Below are 18,382 nucleotides of genomic sequence, written 5' to 3'. Positions count from 1 at the left end.
GGCACGCGCCGACGTGACGCCCGCCCGCTATCGGAGGAGTCCGACCGTGCACCGTCCCCCAGCCATCGAGACCGCGGTCGCCGAGGAGCTGGCCGCCGTGCGGCCCGACCTGGTCTCACGGTACGCGGCGCTGCTGCACGGCGCGCGGGCCGCCGTACTGACCCGGCTGTGGCGCGCGCTCGCCCACGAGCCGCTGCCGTGGATCACCGGCCGGGAGCGCACGCGGGACGCGCTCGTGCTGCGGCTGCGCGACGGCCGCCGGCTGGAGGGGCCCCCGTGCGACCCGTACGCCACCTCCGCGTACGTCACCGCCGTACGTCTGGCCGGGACTGCGCACGAGGATCCGGCGCGGCTGATGAGGGACCTCGCCGTGCCGCACGGCGACGCCCTCGCCGCCGAACTGGCGCACAGCGTCGCCTCGCTGGCGCTGTCGCGGGCCGATCAGCCCCCCGGTGAGGAGGCGCACCGCGAGGAGTGGCCGGTGGCGGACTGGCAGTGGGAGCAACGGGTGGTCGACGGCCATCCCTTCCACCCCAACTGCCGTTCCCGGCCGGGTTTCTCGGTCGCCGAGCAGCTCGCGTACGGGCCCGAGCACCGGCCGTCGGTCGAACTGGGCCTGCTGCCGGTACCGGAGCGGGAGTGCCTGGTGAGCGGGGAGTGGCCGCAGGACCTGCGGGACGGGGGGCGGTTGCTGATCCCCGTGCACCCCTGGCAGGCGGCGCACGTGCTCGGGCAGCCGCGCGGGGAGCGTGTCCTCGCGGCCCGTCCGCTGATGTCGCTGCGCACCCTGGCCGTGCCCGGCGGGCCGCACGTCAAGACCGCGCTCAGCGCCCGGCTCACGTCCTCGGTGCGGGACATCTCGGTCGGCTCAGTGACCGCCTCCGCCGCCCTGTCGGCCTTCGCCGTGGACCTGGCGGGTCGTACGGACGGCCTGCTGCACATCACCCGCACCCTGGGCGCGGCGACCTCGGGCTCCCCCGACCTGGCGGCCCTGTGGCGCGAGTCGCCGCGGACGTACGCCGCACCCGGGGAACACGTCGTGCCGGTGGCGGCGCTGCCCACCACCGGCCTGCCCGACTCACCCGCCTGGGCAGGCGAGTTCGCGCGCCTGGCGCTGAGCGTCGGACTGCGTCTGCTGGACCTGGGGGTGGCCCTGGAGGCGCACGGGCAGAACCTGCTCGTCGTGCTGTCCGGGTCCGGCTCCCCGCTGCGGCTGGTCTACCGCGACCTCGCCGACATCCGGATCAGTCCCGCCCGGCTGACCCGACACGGCATCACCGTACCGGAGTTGCCCGCCCGGAACCTCACCGACGACCCGACCGCCCTGCGCCGCAAGCTGTTCGGCTCGCTGGTGGCGGGCGCGCTGGCGCAGACGGCCGGATCGGCGGCCGCGCTGCGGTCGGCGCTGGGCCCGGCCGTACGGGATCTGCCGCGCACCCCGGACCTCGTGGCGCTGTGCGAACAGCCGCTTCCCGCGAAGGCGTTGACGCTCATGCGGCTGTCTCCGCGGACTCCCGGCGACCTGTGGACCGGGCTGCCCAACCCGCTCGTTTTGGTCCCCGGTACATCCGATCAATAGGATCCGCCGATGATCACAAGACAACGGCTGGCGGCAGGAGTCTGTGCTCTGCTCGCCGCCCTGACGGCCGGGATGGCCTGTCCCGCCGGTGCGACAGCCGACGAGATGGAGGGGCAGGACGCCCCGAAGGTCGAACTCGTCCTGGACGTCAGCGGATCCATGCGGACCCGCGACATCGACGGCGGGACGCGGATGGCCGCGGCCAAGCAGGCGTTCAACGAGGTGCTCGACGCGACCCCCGAGGAGGTCCAGCTCGGTATCCGCACCCTCGGTGCCAACTACCCCGGCGACGACCGGAAGGAGGGCTGCAAGGACACCGCACTGCTCTACCCGGTCGGCCCGCTGAACCGCACCGAGGCCAAGACGGCGGTGGCCACGCTGGCGCCGACCGGCTGGACGCCGATCGGGCCCGCGCTGCAGGCGGCGGCCACCGACCTCGACGGCGGCGACGGCATGCGCCGGATCGTCCTGATCACCGACGGTGAGGACACCTGTCAGCCACTGGACCCGTGCGAGGTGGCCCGCGAGATCGCGGCCAAGGGCATCGGTCTGACCATCGACACCCTCGGCCTGGTGCCGGACGCCAAGACCCGCGACCAGCTCATCTGCATCGCGGAGGCGACCGGCGGCACCTACACCTCCGTCCAGCACAAGGAGGAACTCAGCGACCGCGTCCGTCAGGTCGTCGACCGCGCCGCCGACCCGGTGGTGACGCCGGTGGCCACGGAGGGCGCCACCGAGTGCGCGAAGGCGCCGACGCTGAAGTCCGGCCTGTACACGGACCGCGAGGAGTTCGGGCAGCAGCGCTGGTACCGCGTGGACGTCAACCCCGGGCAGGAGCTGCGGGCCTCGGTGAGCGTCGCCGCGGACCGGGCCGTCGGCCCGGACTACGGCCTGCTGGTGCGGGCCGTGACCGAGCGCGGACGGGAGATCGTGCGCGGTGAGGCGGCGGGCAACGGCCGCACGGACGTGATCTCCACGGGCCTGCGCTACCCGAAGCCCGAGAGCGACGACGAGAGCGCCCCCGCCGAGACCGTGTGCCTTCAGATCACCAACGCGTTCTCGCCGACCTCCGGGGTGAAGACCTCGCCGGGTCTGCCGCTGGAACTGACCGTCGACGTGGTGGACGGTCCGGGCACGTCGAGCGACGTGGCCTCGTTCGGACTCGGCCGCGGCTGGTGGCTGCTCGGCGCGCTGGTGCTCACCGGCTTCGTCGCGGGTCTGCTGTGGGGCTGGGTCTCGCGTTGGCGGGTCGCGATCTGGAGGACGAACTGATGCGTACCACCCGTGTGTTGAGTGCCACCCTGCTGGCGCTCGGGCTGGCCGCGGGTCCCGCGGCGGCCGACTCGTCACCGTCGGCGGACCCGTCCGGCGACAGCGGGGCGCCCAGCCAGGCGGGCACCTCGTTCCGTACCGCGACCGAGATCGAGCAGGGGCAGCAGGCCACCGCCAGCGGCTCCACCGGCGACTACCTGTACTGGTCGTTCGCCGCGGACGCCGGGCAGCGCCCCACCGTCAAGGCGACGGTGAAGCTGCCCGAGACGCACGCCTCGCAGACCTGGCAGATCGACGTCTACGACGGTCTGCGGCGCCGCCAGTCCTGCCAGTACGGCGCCCAGACGCGCACCGCCGCCGAGGGCACCGCCTCGATCGACCTGGCCTGCGTCCTGCGCACGGTCCGGGCCTGGTCGGAGCCGTGGGCCAACGACCCGCTGCCGGGCACGTACTACATCCGGCTCACGGTGGTCGGCCTGCCCGCCTCCGACCTGGGTCTGCCGGTGAGCGCCGAGGTTCGGACCGACTCCAAGGACATCGGCGGCGCCGCGGCGGTCGACGGCTCGCTCGCGCAGCCGCTGACCCCGGGCATCGCGGTCAAGTCCGAGCAGGACGGCGGCGGTTCGGACGACGGCGAGGGGTCGAAGAAGCCGGCCGTGCTCTCGAGCATCGAGCCGGACGGCGGCTGGTCCGGCGGCTGGTGGTCCGACCGGTGGGTGTGGACCGGCATCGGCGGCGTGCTGGCCGCGCTCGCGGGCATCGGCGGGTACGCGCTGACCCGCGGCTCGGGCCGCCCCTCGCGGGTGCCGCAGGGCTACTGACGTACGCCTCCGCCCGGCACTCCCCTTCTTGAAGGCCCGCCCCCTGGTGAATTACGGGGGGCGGGCTTCTCTCATGCCCGGGCCTCGCGCAACGCCTTCGCCCCTGCCTGGGCAGCCGACCGGCACTCCCTTGCCGGGGGCGGCCGGGCAATGGCTGGACCACTGGCGCCGGTACCGTACCGAAAACCCCTGACCAGAAAGGGAGAACAGGACATGAGGGCAGCCCCGGAGGCCGAGGCGCGCAGAAGGCGTACGCGGTATCCCGTCACCCTGGCTGTCGCCATCGGCTGCTATGAGCTCGCGGCGATCACGGGGATGTTCTTCCTGACGAACCACGTCGGCACCGTTGTCCAGGTCCTTCTGTGGATTGTGCACGGCGTCGTGCTCATCCTGCTCATCGAGAAGCTGGGGGCCACGGAATCGGCCCTTTCCGCTGCACTGTTCATCACGATCGTGTCTGCGATGTGCGTACACGTCATCGGCATGGCGCGCGACGACCTGACCGTCCAACACCGCGGTGAAAGGGTCAGCGCCACAGTCGTGAAGGAATGGCTCGACCCGCCGCAGGGACGTAAGGGCCAGCTCTCCCACTACAGGCTGGAACACCAGGACGGCACCAGGGTCCCGGGACCCGACATGCAAACGACGTCCGACCTCTACGACGTCGGCCAGGTCTTGACCGTCATCGAGGACCCCGAGGGAGAACTCGGCCCTCGCACGCCCGGACAGGCCGACCCCACGGCCGAGTTGCTGGGTGCCGGGGCACTCGCCCTTGCCGCACTCGTCGCCGTCGGCTGGACGGCTTGGCGGGGATCGGACACGGCAGGACGGCGGGACGCACGGAAAGCGGCGACCAGCGAACACAAGGTCCGTGCCGAGCAGGAGGAGAAGCTGCGTGAGGCCCTGCGGACCTGTCCCCCTGACCGCCATGGGTACATCAAGCTGCGCTCGGAGGACTACCCCGCCCTGTCGCAGCAGCAAGCCGCCCGTATCGCCTGGGAGACGGGGCTGCGTGCCGAGGCGTGGGGGAACCAGGGCTCGTGGCGGTTCAAGGAGACCGTGGTCGAGGAAGTGCCGCTCGACTGACAGCCGTGGATAGCATCGCCTTGATCAAGAAACCTCTGGCCCCACCTGGAGTCCACACGTGAACCGCCACGCCCGGCCGCCCACGGCCGCGCACACCTCTTGCGCGTTACGTATCAACTCACCTGCCGTGTCGCAGGCATCGACGAACCGGGGGCGACATGAGTGACCTGTCGATCGACTACGCGGTGCTGAACCGAGTGAGGCACAACCTCGACCACATAGCCCACCTGATGAAGAAGCCGGGGCGGGACATGGAGCGGGTCACCGGGGACTCCATGGGCGTACCCGAACTCGCCAAGCGCATGGACGACTTCGGTGACGAGTGGTCGTACGGCATCAAGCAGCTGACGAAGTTCTCCGGAAAGGCGTCCAAGGCACTGCTCACGGTCAAGCAGGCCTTCGAGGACCTGGACGCCGAACTCGCCGAAGCGAACCGGAAGAAGGGCAAGGACGGCGGCAAGGGAGCGGAGAAGTAGCCATGGCCGAAGCGAAACTGGAGGACTTTCCGGGCCTGGGCTTCGTGCCCTGCCCCGGCGACCACACGGTGGCCGACGACGTGGCCAAGACGGTCCGCAGGACGGCGAAGGCCCTCGACGAGATCTGCCAGGTACTGCACGGCACGGGCGCCGGCGACTGGGAAGGCGAGGCGGCGGAGGAGTTCCGGAAGAAGTTCGACGACGAATTCCGCCCGCGCATGGACGACGCCCGCGACTCGTTCCAGGACTCCGCCACTGCCCTGGAGGACTGGGCGGCGTACATGGAACGCAAGCAGACGGCCGCCAAGAAGCTGGAGGCCCAGGCCGCTGAGATCAACGACCAACTGGGCAAGGCGTACGACAAGGTCAACAAGCTCAATCGGGCCGACCAGGACACGAAGGACTCCCAGGACCACAAGGACAAGGTCCAGGACGCCAACCGCGCGGTGAACACCAAAACGCTGGAGCTGGACGAACTGCGCCGCAAGGGCCGCAGCCTGGCCAAGAGCTACCAGGGGTACGGCAAGGGCACGGCTGAGCGCCTGAAGACCGCGATGGACATCGCCCCGAACGAGCCCGGCACCTGGGAGAAACTCGGCCACGCCATCGAAGACCTCGGCAAGGCGCTGGCCGATCTGCCGGGCCAGGTGGGAGAACTCCTCACCGAAGTCGGCAACTGGCTCAAGGACCACGCGGACTGGATCACCGTCGCGGCGTCCGTCGTCGGCGTCATCGCCATCTTCTGCCCCGCACTCGCTCCGCTGGCCATCGGGCTGAGCGCCGTCGCGCTGTTCGCACATGCGGCGTCCTACGGCAAAAAGGATCTATGGCCACCTATCGGCGAGAACGCCGGCAACTGGCTCACGCTGGGCGGTGACCTGCTCGGCATGGTGCCGGGCGTCGGCGCCGCGAAAGCAGGCATCGTGGGCGGTCTGAAGGCGGGACGCGGAGCCGGCGGTCTCGTCGCGGGCGCCAGGGTCGGCATCAAGACAGCCGGAGTGACGGCGAAGAACGTCATGAAGGCGGCCGACCCGGTCGCCCTCGCGATCGACAAGCCTGTAATGGCCCTGGCCGGCAAGTTGGGGCTCTCCCGCGGTGCTGCTCTGACCGCTACGGAAGGAGTCCAGGCCGCCGCGGCACTCACCTGGACAGCACCGAGCGCGATCAACGCCTATGAGACAAGCAAGGGGCGTGCCAGTGTCTCCGCATGGGCCACCGGCGCTGCCAACATCACCACCGGAGTCGGCGGCGGCAAGTTCGGCGGGTTCATGGCCATCACCAGCGCTGTCGGCCTGGGCGCCAAGGAGTTGCGCAACTGATGAGTACGACCGACGCGGAGACCTCATCGACTGTCAATCCCTCCGCCGACGTGCCCGACCTCTGGTTCGAACTGCCACCGGGCTTCATGGAGTTCGACCTCAGCGAGGATTCCGAGGAACGGATGCTGAGAATGGCGGACGCGGTCGATCCGCTCTTCGCCACCGCTACACCGGAGCAGAAGTTCAGCCTGATCGTGTCAGGCGAGTACATCCTCCAGACGATGATCGCGGCAGGCGCCGAACACGTGTCGAGCTGCCTCCTGCGCATGTCCGACGGGGAGTTGTCCCAGGGCACACTGTGCGTGCTCGTCGAGAGGCCGGACACCGGCCCGAAGAACCAGGACAGGCAGAACTCCGCGAAGCGCACGGCTTTGCAGTGGCGCGATCTGTATCCGGACGCCGAGGTCGGGCTCGGCACGTTGCCGTACGGCCCCGCCGCGCTGTGCATCCGCGAGCAGAATCTACTCATCCCCGGTGCACTCTTCGGCCTGGACGAGCCCATACCCGCCACGGTCCGGCAGGCGCAGTTCTGCGTGCCGCTGACCACAGGTCCCGGGTCTGCCCTCTTCGTCTTCATGACCGAGGACATCGGACACTGGTCCGATTACCTCGATGTACTCAACGGCATCATGGAGTCCGTCTCAGCGGATGAACCGCAAGGGGAGAAACAGGTATGAGCGGCGTCACGGAGGACGAGGCGCGAAAGAAACGGGCGCGATACCCCGTCACACTGGCGGTCGCCATCGGCTGCTACGTGCTCGCAGCGATCGTGGGGATGTTCTTCCTGACGGACCACGTCGGCACCGTTCTCCTGGTCCTTCTGTGGATTGCGCACTGCGTTGTCCTCACCCTGCTCATCCAGAAGCTGGGGGCCAGGGAATCGAGCCTGTACACCGCGCTGTTCATCGTGGTCACCTCGCTGCTGTCCGTATTCGTCGCCGGCATCGCCCGCGACGACCTCACTCTTGAACAGCGAGGCGAAACGGTCACGGTCACGGTTGTGAAGAAGTGGATCGACCCGCCCGGTGTGAGCAAGTCCCGCGGCTACAACTACGAACTGGAGCATCAGGACGGCACCAAGGTCCTGGGCCCCGCCCTGAGAACGGCCCAGGATCGTTTCGACGTCGGCGCGGTGCTGACGGTGATCGAAGACCCCGCCGGCGAACTCCGCCCTCAGACACCGGATCAGGCGGGCGCGACGGGCAACGTGCTCGCTGCCGGGGGGTTCGCTCTCGCCGCGGTCGGCGGCGTCGGCTGGATGACCTGGCGGGGCTCGGACGCCGCGAGGCGACGGGACCGACGGAAGAAGGCAACCCCCGACCACGAGGCTCTCGCCCGGCAGGCGGAACAGGAGGAGAAGCTGCGCGAGGCTCTGCGTACGTACCCCGTCGACCGTCGTGGCTACATCAAGGTGACCCCGGAGGACTACTCCGACCTGTCGCAGCAACGGGCGGCCCGGATCGCCTGGGAGATGGGGCTGCGGGCTGAGGCGTGGGGGAACAAGGGCTCGTGGCGGTTCAAGGAGAGCGTCGTCGAGGAGGTGCCTCTCGACTGACCTCAGTGGGGATCGTCCGCGTCCTGGGGCGTCTCCCATCGGAAGGACGCCAGGGTGGCGTGATCCTCGTCCCGTTCGGTGTCGTCGTCCCGTTCGCTGCTGGTCAGGCGGCCGAGGGCGACGAGCGCGCCGAGCAGCAGGCCGATCAGGCAGATCAGGGCGAGTACGAACACGGCCAGGCCCAGCAGGGTGTTGCCGACCAGATCGGCCAGTATTCCGATCGGGTCCAGACATCCGCACGCCAGCATGCCGCTACGTTTCCCGCCGGCGGCGCGGTCGGGACGCCGCGTTGCCGATCCGTGCTCCGAAAGTGGCCCGGCCGCGATGCCTCGCCGTGGGCGCGCGAGTCCGCCGGAGCGCGGGTGCGGGCTCGTAGCCTATGACGCATGGGTGATCTCTATCTCGTACGGCACGGGGAGACCGAGTGGTCGCGGTCCGGGCGGCACACCGGGTGGACGGACGTGCCGCTCACCGAGCACGGACGGGAGGAGGCGCGGCGGCTGGTGCCGCTGATCCGTTCGCACCGCATCGGGGCCGCGTTCGTCAGCCCGTCGCAGCGGGCGCGGGAGACGGCCGAGCTGATCGGGATCCACAACGCGCGGGTCGACGCGGATCTGCGGGAGTGGGACTACGGCGGCTACGAGGGCGTCACGACCGTCGAGATCCAGCGGACGCGGCCCGGCTGGTTCCTGTTCACGGACGGGGTCGCCCCGGGGCCGCCCGAGCATCCCGGGGAGAGCGTGGAGCAGGTCGGGGAGCGGGCCGACCGGATGCTGGGCAAGGTGGACGCCGCGCTGGCCAACACCGAGGGGGCCGTCGTGCTGGTGGCGCACGGGCACTTCCTGCGCGTGCTCACCGCCCGGCGGCTCGGGCTGCCGCCGTCGGCGGGCGCGCTGTTCCAGCTGGCCACGGGCACGGTGTGCCGCCTGGGCACGGAGCACGGGCGGCCGGTGGTCGCGGGCTGGAACATCCGGGCGGCCCCGTCGGCGTGAGCGGCGGCGGCTCGCGGCGGCTCGTTGTCGGACCCGGGTCGTACTCTTCGCATGGGCCGTTCGAGGACTGTTCCTACGATGCGGGGAGGCCGCGCCGTGACACGACCGCCGACCGCCGCGCAGCGCCGCGTCATCGACGCCGCCGACCCCGTGACCGGCCGGCTCAGGGGTACGCAGGCACAGCTCGCGGCGCTGGTGAAGCGGGGGCTCGCGTTCCGGCACCCGCGCCCTCCGCACGACCACTTCCTGACCCCGGCCGGGCATCGGATACGGGAGGAGGAGACGGCGGCAGTAAGCGCGCCCGAACCCGGAAGGGCTCCCGCCCGTACCGGCGTGTTCGCCGCTCGCGTCGGCGGTGAGGAGGACCCGTACGACGGTCCCGGGCGGGTGCGCGAGGTGCACAGCGCCTGGCAGGGGCTGCTGGAGCTGCGCCGGATGACCAACCCGGACGGTTCCGTCGAACGGCCCTGCGACTGGGAGCGCGCGCACCTGGTGCGGGCCGCCGCGCTCGCCCTGGAGGCGGCGGGCCTGCGGCCCGCGGCGCCGGACGCGGACGGCTACCGGGTGCGGGAGACCCCGCAGCCGGAGGCGGTCGCGGTGCACGGACCCGACGCCGCGGCACTGCGGGCGTGCGCGGCGGCGCTGGAGCGGGCGGGCTGGCAGGCCGGGGAGTACACCGAGCCCCGCACGAGGGTCCGCTACCTGCTGGCCTCACCGCGCAGGGTATGACGAAGGTGCTGACGGACGTGCTGACGGACGTGCCAGGACCGGTGGGTCCGAGCGGCGCACGAGAAGTCGGCGCGGAGAGCGGCGGGAGGGGCACGGCACACGGCCGTGCCCCTCCCGAGGACCGGTACGGCGGCCGTGCCCCTCCCGGGGCTCAGCGCACGACCGCGATCTCCTCCCCCGCCTCCATCGGGTGAGTGACGTCCTGGGCGTCCACCGACCGCTGCCTGCCCAGGTGGTTGAAGACGAAGTTGAGCAGCACGGCCGCGACGCAACCGGTGGAGATGCCGGAGTCGAGGACGATCCGGGCGGTCTCGGGGAAGGCGTGGTAGAAGTCCGGCGCGGTGATCGGGATGATGCCGACGGCGATCGAGACGGCGACGATCAGGACGTTGTTGTCCTTGTCGAGGCCGGCCCGGGCCAGGGTCTGGATGCCGCTGGCGGCGACCGAGCCGAACAGGACCACGCCCGCGCCGCCGAGCACCGGGCGCGGTACGACGGCGATGAGCGAGGCGGCCATCGGGCACAGGCCCATCAGGACCAGGAAGCCGCCGCCGAAGGCCACCACGAAGCGGCTGCGGATCCGGGTCATGGCCACCAGACCGATGTTCTGCGCGAAGGCGCTGCACATGAAGCCGTTGAACAGGGGGCTGAGGGCGGAGCCGAGGGTGTCGGCGCGCAGGCCGGCGGCGATCGTCTTCTCGTTGGCCGGGCGTTCGACGATCTCACCGAGGGCCAGCATGTCCGCGGTGGACTCGGTCATCGAGACCACCATCACCACGCACATCGACAGGATCGCGGCGAGGTGGAACTGCGGCGCGCCGAAGTGGAACGGGGTCGGGAAGCCGACCACCTGGGCGTCCGCCACCGGGCCGAAGTCGGTGACGCCGAACGGGATCGCGATGACCGTGCCGGCGATCAGCCCGAGCAGGACCGCGATCTGCTTGACGAAGCCGCGGGTGAAGCGGCGCAGCAGCAGCACGATGACCAGGGTGAGGCCGGCCAGGGTGAGGTTCGTCGCCGAACCGTAGTCGTGCGCGGCCGGGTTGGGCCCTTGGGCCCAGCCGAAGGAGACCGGCAGCAGGGAGACTCCGATGAGGGTGATCACCGTGCCGGTGACCACCGGTGGGAAGAAGCGGATCGCCTTGCAGAAGATCGGCGCGGCCAGGAAGCCGAGGACGCCCGCCACGATCACCGCGCCGAAGATGACGGGCAGGGCGTCGGACTTGTCCTTGGTGGCGGCGACGATCGCCGTCATCGGGGCGACCCCGGCGAAGGTGACGCCGTTGACGAAGGGGAGCCGGGCGCCGATCTTCCAGATGCCGAGGGTCTGGAGGAAGGTGGCGAGACCGGCCGTGAACAGGCAGGCCCCGGTGAGGAAGGTCAGCTCGGTGCCGGACAGGCCCACGGCCGCGCCGACGATCAGGGGCGGGGCGACCACGCCCGCGTACATGGCGGCCACATGCTGAAGGCCGCTGGTCGCCATCTTCAGGACGGGGAGTTTCTCGTCCACGGGATGGGTGGTGGACTCGGCTGGTTGTTGTGCCTCGTCGCGGGACGTGGGGTGAGCGGTCACGTCGGCTCCTCCGGTCGGTTAACACGCCGTCTTCGACGTGGGTGTCATGGAGGTGGTGCGTGTGGTCGTGCGGGACCGGGACGGGCCCTGGGGCCCGCGGAGCGAACGGAGACCGTTCCGGGACGCGCGCGTCCATGCGCGCCCCGGAGCCGGCCCGCCGCGGACCCCGTTCGGGGCCACGGCTACCGACCGGGAGCCGTCCCTCCCGGCCGGAGTTCCCTGTTTGTTTCGGTCAGCCCTGCGCGGTGATCCGCGCCAGCCGCTGTGCCTCGGCCCGTGTGGCGCGGGCGACGGCGTCCTCGTCGGCGGTCAGCAGCCGGCCGTCCTCGACGATCTGCCGCCCGTCGACGAAGGAGGCGGTGACCGGTGCCGCCGCGCCGAGGACCAGGGCGGTCACCGGATCGGCGATCGAGGCGTGGGCGAGCGTGTCCAGCTTCCACAGCACCAGGTCGGCCAGCTTGCCCGGCTCCAGCGAGCCGATCTGGTCGGCCCGGCCGAGCACCCGGGCACCGCCGTAGGTACCCAGGCGCAGTGCCTGGCGGGCGTTCAGGGCCGCCTCGCGGTGCGCGCCGAGGCGGTTGATCAGCAGGGCGTTGCGCAGTTCGGTGTGGAGTTCGCCGGACTCGTTGGAGGCGGTGCCGTCGACACCGAGGCCGACCGGGACGCCGGCCGCCAGCATGTCGGGGACCCGCGCGATTCCGGCCGCGAGGCGGGCGTTGGAGGAGGGGCAGTGCGCCACACCCGTCTTCGTACGGGCGAAGGCGGCGATGTCGGAGTCGTTCATGTGGACGCAGTGCGCCATCCACACGTCCTCGCCCAGCCAGCCCGTGGACTCGAAGTAGTCGGTGGGTCCCACGCCGAACAGCTCGTGGCAGAACTTCTCCTCCTCGACCGTCTCCGAGCCGTGCGTGTGCAGCCGTACGCCGAGTCGGCGGGCCAACTGCGCGGCCTGCTTGAGCAGTTCGGTGGAGACGGAGAAGGGGGAGCAGGGGGCGACGGCGATCTGCGTCATGGCGTCGAAGGAGGCGTCGTGGTGCCGCGCGACGGTCTCCTCGGTGGCGGCGAGCGCGCCCTGGAGCGTCTCCACGGCGAAGTCCGGCGGCAGTCCGCCGTCCTTCTCGCCGCGGTCCATCGAACCGCGGGCGAGGGTGAACCGTACGCCCATCTCGCGGGCCGCCCGGATGATCGCGCCGGACAGGTCCCCGGAGCCGTGCGGGAAGACGTAGTGGTGGTCCATGGCGGTGGTGACGCCGCCGCGGGCCATCATCGCCAGCGACCCCTGGGCGGCCGCGTACACCATCTCCTCGTCGATGCGCGCCCACGTCGGGTAGAGCGCGACGAGCCAGTCGAACAGGTTGTGGTCGGTGGCCAGGCCCCGGGTGATCCACTGGTAGAAGTGGTGGTGGGTGTTGACCAGGCCGGGCGTGGCCAGATGGCCGCTCGCGTCGATCCGGCGCACCACGTCCTTCAGCCCCTCGGGGGCCTTGCCCGCGCCGACCGACTCGATCCGGTTGCCGGCGAGGACGAGGTGTCCGAAGGCGTACTCGGTGTCGTCCGCGTCCACGGTCGCGATCGCGCAGTTCTCGATGACGACGCGCTGGGCTGCCGATGGTGCCATTGCGCTTCCTTGTCTTCGGTGGCGGCCCGTGGACGGGGCGCGTCCACGGGGAGGGCACGGCAGGACCCTGGGAGGATTTGAGTGCCGGAGCGGTGCTGCTCCGGGTGCCGAGGTGGTGGAGGTCGGCGCGCCACCGCTCCGCAGCGGGTCCGGTGGCGCGCGTTGCGCGTCAGAGGTTGGTCAGGTCGACCGGGATCCGTGCCGCGCAGCCGTCCCGGAGCACGGTGGCCTCGATCAGACCGTAGGGCCGGTCGGCGGCGTAGTACACCTCGCGGTCGTTCTTCAGCCCGAACGGTTCCAGGTCCACCAGGAAGTGGTGCTTGTTCGGGAGGGAGAAGCGGACCTCGTCGATCTCGCCGAGGTTGTCGATGATGCGGGCGCCCATCTGGTAGAGCGTCTGCTGGAGCGACAGGGAGTAGGTCTCGGCGAACGCCTGGAGCATGTGCTGCTTCACCTGTTCGTAGGACTTCTCCCAGTTCGGCGTCTGCTGCTCGTCGTCGGTCCAGTTGAACCGCCAGCGGGCGGAGACGTCCGTGGCCAGGATGCGGTCGTGGTCCTCCTTGAGGGTGGTGTACTTGTCCTTGACGAAGCCCCAGAACTCGGAGTCGGTCGAGTTCATCACGGTCAGGTTCTTGAGGCCGGAGACGACCTCCCAGCTCTCGCCGTCGTAGGTGATCTGGGTCAGCCGGGTCTCCTGGCCCTTGCGGACGAAGGAGTGCCCGCCCTGGTCGGCGCCGCCGGCCGCGGAGTCGGCGTCGGCGGTCCCGATGCGCTCCCAGGCGTACTCCTCGATGCGGATACGGGCCCGGTGGATGGACTCCTGCGAGGTGACGAAGTGGCGGGCGAGGTGGATGCCGAACTGCTCGGCCGACTCGATGCCGTGCTCCTTGGCGAACGCGAACACCGTGTTCTTGGTGGTGTCGGTCGGCAGGACGTGGGCGTTGGAGCCGGAGTAGTGGACCTCCTCCATGTCGCCGGACAGGGCGACGGAGACGTTCAGGTCCTTGATGTGGTGGGTGGTGCCGTCCCGCGTGATCCTGACGACTCGGTTCTCGGCCTTGCCGTACTGGTTCTGTCCCAGAACCACAGGGCGGGCAGGGCTGGAGTGGGTGGTCATGTGTAGCTAGCTCCCTCGGTAAACGGAGTAGCCGAACGGGTTGAGCAGCAGCGGTACGTGGTAGTGCTCGCCCGGTACGACGGCGAAGGTGATCGCCACCTCGGGGAAGAACACGGACCGTGCACCGCTGTCCCGATTCGCGGGGGCGTCCTGCTGCGCATCGGCTTGCTTCTCGGCGAAGTACGGCTCTTGCTTCTGGACGAAGTACGGCTCCACGGCGAACTCGAGCCGTACGTGGGTGGTTCCCTCCGGCGGCACCGGAAGGTCCTTGCACCGCCCGTCGGCGTCGGTCGAGGAGCCGCCGAGCGCCTGCCAGTCACCTCCTTGCCCGTAATGGGCCGCTCGGCCCGAGCGGGCCAGGAGGTTGACGGCGACGCCCTCGGCGGGGCGGCCGGCGGAGGTGTCCAGGATGTGCGTGGACACGGAGGCGGTGGTCTCGGTGCTCATGGTTTCCTCTTCGGGCGTCTTCTCAGGCGTCTTCGAGCAGGCGGGCGAGCCGGATGCGGTTGATCTTCCCCAGTTCGCTGCGGACGATCTCGCGTTCCTGCTCCGGCGCGTTGCCGATCCGCTCCTTGAGCGCGTCGCGCATCTGCTCTCCGGTCCGGCCGGTGGCGCAGATGAGGAAGACGTGGCCGAACCTCTCCTGGTAGGCCAGGTTGAGGTCGAGCATCTCGGCCCTGAGTTCCTCGGAGGCCCCGGCCATGCCGCGCTGTTCGCGGGCCGAGGCCGGGTCGCCGGGCTTGGGGCGGCCTATCGGTGGGTGGCCGGCCATCGCCTCCTCGAGGTCCGCGGGGGTCAGCTCCGCCATGGCGGCGTCGCTCGCGGCTTCGAGGTCGTCGGGGGTGTCGTAGGGGCGGGCCGCCAGCAGTCGGTCGGCCCACGCCGTGCTGGCGCACGCCTCCAGAAGGGCGGTTCGGGCCGCGTCTTCGGGGAGGGCGTTGAATCGGGCGAGGCCCGGCGGCGTTGAGGTCGAAGTCACGGGAGCCTCCGTGGGCTGTTCACGGCCTGCACGTGGAACGGGCTGCGGATAGCTAACGCCCTGACGAACACCGCGTCAACAGTTTGTTGAGAAATCCGGGACACCGGTTCCCGGCGGCGGCTCAGCCCCGCTTGTCGCGGTTGAGGTAGTTGTAGACGGTGAAGCGGCTGACGCCCAGTGCGCTCGCCACGGTCTCCACGCCGTGCCGTACGGAGAAGGCGCCGCGCGCCTCGAGCACCCGCACGACCTCCTGCTTGGACTTGCGGTCCAGGTCCGCGAGCGGCATGCCCTTCCGGCGCTCCATGGCGGCCAGGATGTGGTCCAGCGAGTCGGCGAGCTGCGGCAGGCGTACGGCGACGGCGACGGCACCCTCCCAGGAGAGGACGACATCGTCGGGGCCGGCCTCGTCGGGCGGGAGCATCCGGCCGCCGATCGCGTCGACCAGCGGCTTCAGGGCCGCGATGAACGGCTCCTCCCCCATCACCTCCCGTCCTCCCCGATCACGGTGACCTGGAGGGAGATCCGGGTGGCGCCGGCCCGGAGGGCCCTGCGGAGCAGGGTGTCCACGGCGTCCAGGACGACGTCGGCACCGCCCTCGGCCGTGTTGCCGAACGGACCGACGTCCACGGCGTCCAACTCGGCGACCTCGACGACCTCCCGCGCCACCAGCGCGTGCGCCGGAGCCTCGTCCAGGTCGAAGGGCTCGGTCGTGAACTCCACTCTCAATCGCACGCGCTCAACCTAACGTGCGGGCCGGTTTCCGGGCAGTCCCCGGCGGCCGGGATCCACCCGGAAACCCGCACCCCCTTGACAAGCCACCACACCCCCGGCAGTCTTCCATTACGCAGAAACAAACTTCCGCCATACGGAATACAGCGACAACGGAAGGGAGCGCGGCCCTGATGGGATTCGCAGACCAGCGCTTCAACGTCAACCTGTCGATCCTCTTCACGGAACTCCCGCTCCTGGAGCGGCCGGCGGCCGCCGCCGCGGCCGGCTTCACCGCGGTCGAACTGTGGTGGCCGTGGATCGACTCCCCCACCCCGGAGCGTTCCGAGACCGACGCCCTGAAGAGGGCGATCGAGGACGCGGGCGTCCAGCTCACCGGCCTGAACTTCTACGCCGGCAGGCTCCCGGGCCCCGACCGCGGCGCGCTGTCCGTCCCCGGTGAGGAGGCGGAGAGGTTCCGCGCCAACATCGACGTGGCCGCGGACCTCGCCCGGTCCCTCGGCTGCACGGCCCTCAACGCCCTGTACGGCAACCGGGTCGAGGGCGTGGACCCGGCCGAGCAGGACGCGCTCGCGCTGGACAACCTGGTCCTCGCGGCCCGGGCCGCCGACCGGATCGGCGCGATCCTGCTGATCGAGGCGCTGAACAAGCCGGAGTCGCCGCTGTACCCGCTGGTGAGCGCGCCCGCCGCCGTCGAGGTGGTGGACAGGGTGAACACGGCGTCGGGACTCGGCAACGCCAGGTTCCTGATGGACCTGTACCACCTGTCCATGAACGGCGAGGACCTGCCGTCGGTGATCGAGCGGTACGCGGCGAGGACCGGCCACGTCCAGATCGCCGACAACCCCGGCCGCGGAGCGCCCGGCACGGGCTCGCTCCCGCTGGAGGACCTCCTCGACCGGCTGGGGAAGGCCGGTTACGACGGCTGGGTCGGCCTGGAGTACAAGCCCGGCGACAGGCCGAGCGCCGAGGCCTTCGCATGGCTGCCGGCCGCGGCCCGAGCGGCCCGCTGACCCGCCGTACTCCTTCCCCGGGCCCCGACTCCCAGACGCAGCACAGAAGTTAGAGAGGCACCCGCACATGACCACCACCCTTCCCAAGGTTGCCTGGATCGGCCTCGGCATCATGGGCTCCCCCATGTCCGAGAACCTGATCAAGGCGGGCTACGACGTCACCGGCCACACGCTGGAGCGGGCGAAGCTGGACCGGCTGGCCGCCGCGGGCGGCACCGCGGCGGGCTCGATCGCCGAGGCGGTCCGGGACGCCGACGTGATCATCACGATGGTGCCCGCGTCGCCGCAGGTCGAGGCCATCGCGTACGGCCCGGACGGCATCCTGGAGAACGCGCGCTCCGGCGCACTGCTGATCGACATGTCCTCGATCACCCCGCAGACCTCGATCGACCTGGCCGCCGCCGCCCGGGACAAGGGCATCCGGGTCCTGGACGCCCCCGTCTCCGGCGGTGAGGCGGGCGCCGTCGAGGCGGTGCTGTCGATCATGGTCGGTGGCGAGCAGGCCGACTTCGACGCGGCCGAGCCGCTGTTCGAGGCGCTGGGCAAGACCATCGTGCTGTGCGGCCCGCACGGCTCCGGCCAGACCGTGAAGGCCGCCAACCAGCTGATCGTCGCCGTGAACATCCAGGCGTGCGCCGAGGCCGTGGTCTTCCTGGAGAAGTCGGGCGTGGACCTGAAGGCGGCGCTGGACGTCCTGAACGGCGGCCTCGCCGGTTCGACCGTGCTGACGCGGAAGAAGCACAACTTCCTCCAGCGGGACTTCAAGCCGGGCTTCCGGATCGACCTGCACCACAAGGACATGGGCATCGTGACGGACGCGGCCCGCACCGTGGGTGCCGCCCTGCCCGTCGGCGCGGTGGTCGCCCAGCTGGTGGCCTCCCTGCGCGCGCAGGGCGACGGCGGCCTGGACCACTCGGCCCTGCTGCGGGCCGTGGAGCGCCTCTCCGGCGCCCAGGTCTGACCGACCCCCCAGATCTCCGGACGGCGCCGCCGCCGACACCTGTCATGTCGCGCCCAGGCGGCGGCGCCGTCCGGAACCATCCCCCTCGTGCAACGAACTGTGGACTACGGCAGGCGCGTGGAAGCGGTGTGCGCTCCACGCGCGGACCGGCACCACGAGCCGCGTACGGGGTCCGCCGGAAGGTCATGCCCCGGACCCCGTACGCATACGGCCCGCCCGGGCCGTCGGGCGACCCGGATGAGGGGTGGCCGCCCGACGGCCGTGCGGGCGCGGGACCGCGGCGGTGTGTGAGCCAGTGCGGTGGTGAAAGCGACGGTGCGTTCTCTCGACCCGAGGGAGGGCGTCCCGAAGCCGTCGCACCCGCCGCGGTCCCGGCCGGCCGCCTCGCGTGCACCCGGCCTGCCGCGAGGCCCCCTGACCCCGTCCGGCGGCGCGAATGTCCTGTCGCGCCCAGCCTCGCGCCGCCGGACGGCAACCAGACAGACCGGAGGAGGAGCGGGGGGGGGGAGGGGGGGAGGAGGGGCTGTAGCCCTCCTTTTTTTTCCTTCTCCTCCCCAACT

20 protein-coding genes are annotated in these 18,382 nt (G+C 70.9%); 12 read left to right on the top strand and 8 right to left on the bottom strand.

Annotation, left to right across the window (positions count from 1 at the left end; translation table 11 throughout):
* Nucleotides 1–46 precede the first annotated feature (46 nt).
* The 8 genes from ACTYVM_RS12955 (at nt 47) to ACTYVM_RS12920 (ending at nt 8,111) form a co-directional block, all read left to right on the top strand.
* Nucleotides 47–1,579: an IucA/IucC family protein gene (locus ACTYVM_RS12955; protein WP_445526088.1), complete on the top strand. Its 1,533-nt coding sequence runs from the start codon at nt 47–49 to the stop codon at nt 1,577–1,579.
* Nucleotides 1,580–1,588: 9 nt separating this feature from the next.
* Nucleotides 1,589–2,854 carry a VWA domain-containing protein gene (locus tag ACTYVM_RS12950; RefSeq protein ID WP_445526087.1) on the top strand — a complete coding sequence of 422 codons (1,266 nt, stop codon included), beginning with the start codon at nt 1,589–1,591 and terminating at the stop codon, nt 2,852–2,854.
* Nucleotides 2,854–3,675, top strand: a complete 822-nt coding sequence (locus tag ACTYVM_RS12945) for a hypothetical protein (protein WP_445526086.1) — start codon at nt 2,854–2,856, stop codon at nt 3,673–3,675. Before ACTYVM_RS12950 ends, ACTYVM_RS12945 begins: the two co-directional genes overlap by 1 nt.
* 213 nt (nt 3,676–3,888) lie before the next feature.
* Nucleotides 3,889–4,761 carry a hypothetical protein gene (locus ACTYVM_RS12940; protein ID WP_445526085.1) on the top strand — a complete coding sequence of 291 codons (873 nt, stop codon included), beginning with the start codon at nt 3,889–3,891 and terminating at the stop codon, nt 4,759–4,761.
* Nucleotides 4,762–4,919: 158 nt separating this feature from the next.
* The gene (locus ACTYVM_RS12935; protein ID WP_400027347.1) at nt 4,920–5,237 is read left to right on the top strand and encodes a hypothetical protein; all 318 of its coding nucleotides are present in this window, start codon (nt 4,920–4,922) and stop codon (nt 5,235–5,237) included.
* Nucleotides 5,238–5,239: 2 nt separating this feature from the next.
* The gene (locus ACTYVM_RS12930; protein WP_445526084.1) at nt 5,240–6,556 is read left to right on the top strand and encodes a putative T7SS-secreted protein; all 1,317 of its coding nucleotides are present in this window, start codon (nt 5,240–5,242) and stop codon (nt 6,554–6,556) included.
* Nucleotides 6,556–7,233: a hypothetical protein gene (locus tag ACTYVM_RS12925; protein WP_445526083.1), complete on the top strand. Its 678-nt coding sequence runs from the start codon at nt 6,556–6,558 to the stop codon at nt 7,231–7,233. Before ACTYVM_RS12930 ends, ACTYVM_RS12925 begins: the two co-directional genes overlap by 1 nt.
* Nucleotides 7,230–8,111: a hypothetical protein gene (locus ACTYVM_RS12920; RefSeq protein WP_445526082.1), complete on the top strand. Its 882-nt coding sequence runs from the start codon at nt 7,230–7,232 to the stop codon at nt 8,109–8,111. The genes ACTYVM_RS12925 and ACTYVM_RS12920 overlap by 4 nt, the downstream gene beginning before the upstream one ends.
* 2 nt (nt 8,112–8,113) lie before the next feature.
* Here the strand turns inward: ACTYVM_RS12920 and ACTYVM_RS12915 are convergent, their stop codons facing one another.
* Nucleotides 8,114–8,359 carry a hypothetical protein gene (locus tag ACTYVM_RS12915; RefSeq protein ID WP_445526081.1) on the bottom strand — a complete coding sequence of 82 codons (246 nt, stop codon included), beginning with the start codon at nt 8,357–8,359 and terminating at the stop codon, nt 8,114–8,116.
* A gap of 138 nt (nt 8,360–8,497) precedes the next feature.
* Here ACTYVM_RS12915 and ACTYVM_RS12910 point away from each other — a divergent pair, with 138 nt between their 5' ends.
* Nucleotides 8,498–9,103: a histidine phosphatase family protein gene (locus tag ACTYVM_RS12910; RefSeq protein WP_445526080.1), complete on the top strand. Its 606-nt coding sequence runs from the start codon at nt 8,498–8,500 to the stop codon at nt 9,101–9,103.
* Nucleotides 9,104–9,199: 96 nt separating this feature from the next.
* Nucleotides 9,200–9,832, top strand: a complete 633-nt coding sequence (locus ACTYVM_RS12905) for a hypothetical protein (protein ID WP_445526079.1) — start codon at nt 9,200–9,202, stop codon at nt 9,830–9,832.
* A 151-nt stretch (nt 9,833–9,983) separates the two neighbouring features.
* Here the strand turns inward: ACTYVM_RS12905 and ACTYVM_RS12900 are convergent, their stop codons facing one another.
* From ACTYVM_RS12900 to ACTYVM_RS12870, 7 genes are all read right to left on the bottom strand, one after another.
* Nucleotides 9,984–11,405 carry a nucleobase:cation symporter-2 family protein gene (locus ACTYVM_RS12900; RefSeq protein ID WP_445526078.1) on the bottom strand — a complete coding sequence of 474 codons (1,422 nt, stop codon included), beginning with the start codon at nt 11,403–11,405 and terminating at the stop codon, nt 9,984–9,986.
* 232 nt (nt 11,406–11,637) lie between these two features.
* On the bottom strand, nt 11,638–13,023 hold the full coding sequence (locus ACTYVM_RS12895; RefSeq protein WP_445526077.1) for an 8-oxoguanine deaminase: 1,386 nt from the start codon (nt 13,021–13,023) through the stop codon (nt 11,638–11,640).
* 169 nt (nt 13,024–13,192) lie between these two features.
* A complete protein-coding gene (gene pucL / locus ACTYVM_RS12890) occupies nt 13,193–14,140 on the bottom strand; it encodes a factor-independent urate hydroxylase (protein ID WP_445526076.1) in 948 nt (315 codons plus the stop codon).
* Between the two features lie 6 nt (nt 14,141–14,146).
* A complete protein-coding gene (gene uraH, locus ACTYVM_RS12885; RefSeq protein ID WP_445526075.1) occupies nt 14,147–14,587 on the bottom strand; it encodes a hydroxyisourate hydrolase in 441 nt (146 codons plus the stop codon).
* A gap of 22 nt (nt 14,588–14,609) precedes the next feature.
* On the bottom strand, nt 14,610–15,119 hold the full coding sequence (gene uraD / locus ACTYVM_RS12880) for a 2-oxo-4-hydroxy-4-carboxy-5-ureidoimidazoline decarboxylase (RefSeq protein WP_445526074.1): 510 nt from the start codon (nt 15,117–15,119) through the stop codon (nt 14,610–14,612).
* 121 nt (nt 15,120–15,240) lie between these two features.
* The gene (locus ACTYVM_RS12875) at nt 15,241–15,600 is read right to left on the bottom strand and encodes a helix-turn-helix domain-containing protein (protein WP_445526073.1); all 360 of its coding nucleotides are present in this window, start codon (nt 15,598–15,600) and stop codon (nt 15,241–15,243) included.
* A complete protein-coding gene (locus ACTYVM_RS12870; protein ID WP_445526072.1) occupies nt 15,600–15,851 on the bottom strand; it encodes a YkoF family thiamine-binding protein in 252 nt (83 codons plus the stop codon). The genes ACTYVM_RS12875 and ACTYVM_RS12870 overlap by 1 nt, the downstream gene beginning before the upstream one ends.
* 170 nt (nt 15,852–16,021) lie before the next feature.
* Between ACTYVM_RS12870 and ACTYVM_RS12865 the strand changes: the two genes are divergently transcribed.
* Both ACTYVM_RS12865 and ACTYVM_RS12860 read left to right on the top strand, forming a co-directional pair.
* The gene (locus ACTYVM_RS12865; RefSeq protein WP_445526071.1) at nt 16,022–16,861 is read left to right on the top strand and encodes a TIM barrel protein; all 840 of its coding nucleotides are present in this window, start codon (nt 16,022–16,024) and stop codon (nt 16,859–16,861) included.
* 67 nt (nt 16,862–16,928) lie between these two features.
* Nucleotides 16,929–17,822 (top strand): 2-hydroxy-3-oxopropionate reductase, encoded by an 894-nt coding sequence (locus ACTYVM_RS12860; protein ID WP_445526070.1) that lies wholly within the window; start codon nt 16,929–16,931, stop codon nt 17,820–17,822.
* Nucleotides 17,823–18,382: the final 560 nt, after the last annotated feature.

It is taken from the genome of Streptomyces cyslabdanicus, from assembly GCF_052663305.1.
Note: the sequence above shows the minus strand (reverse complement) of the source record. Positions and strands in the feature narration are given on the sequence as shown.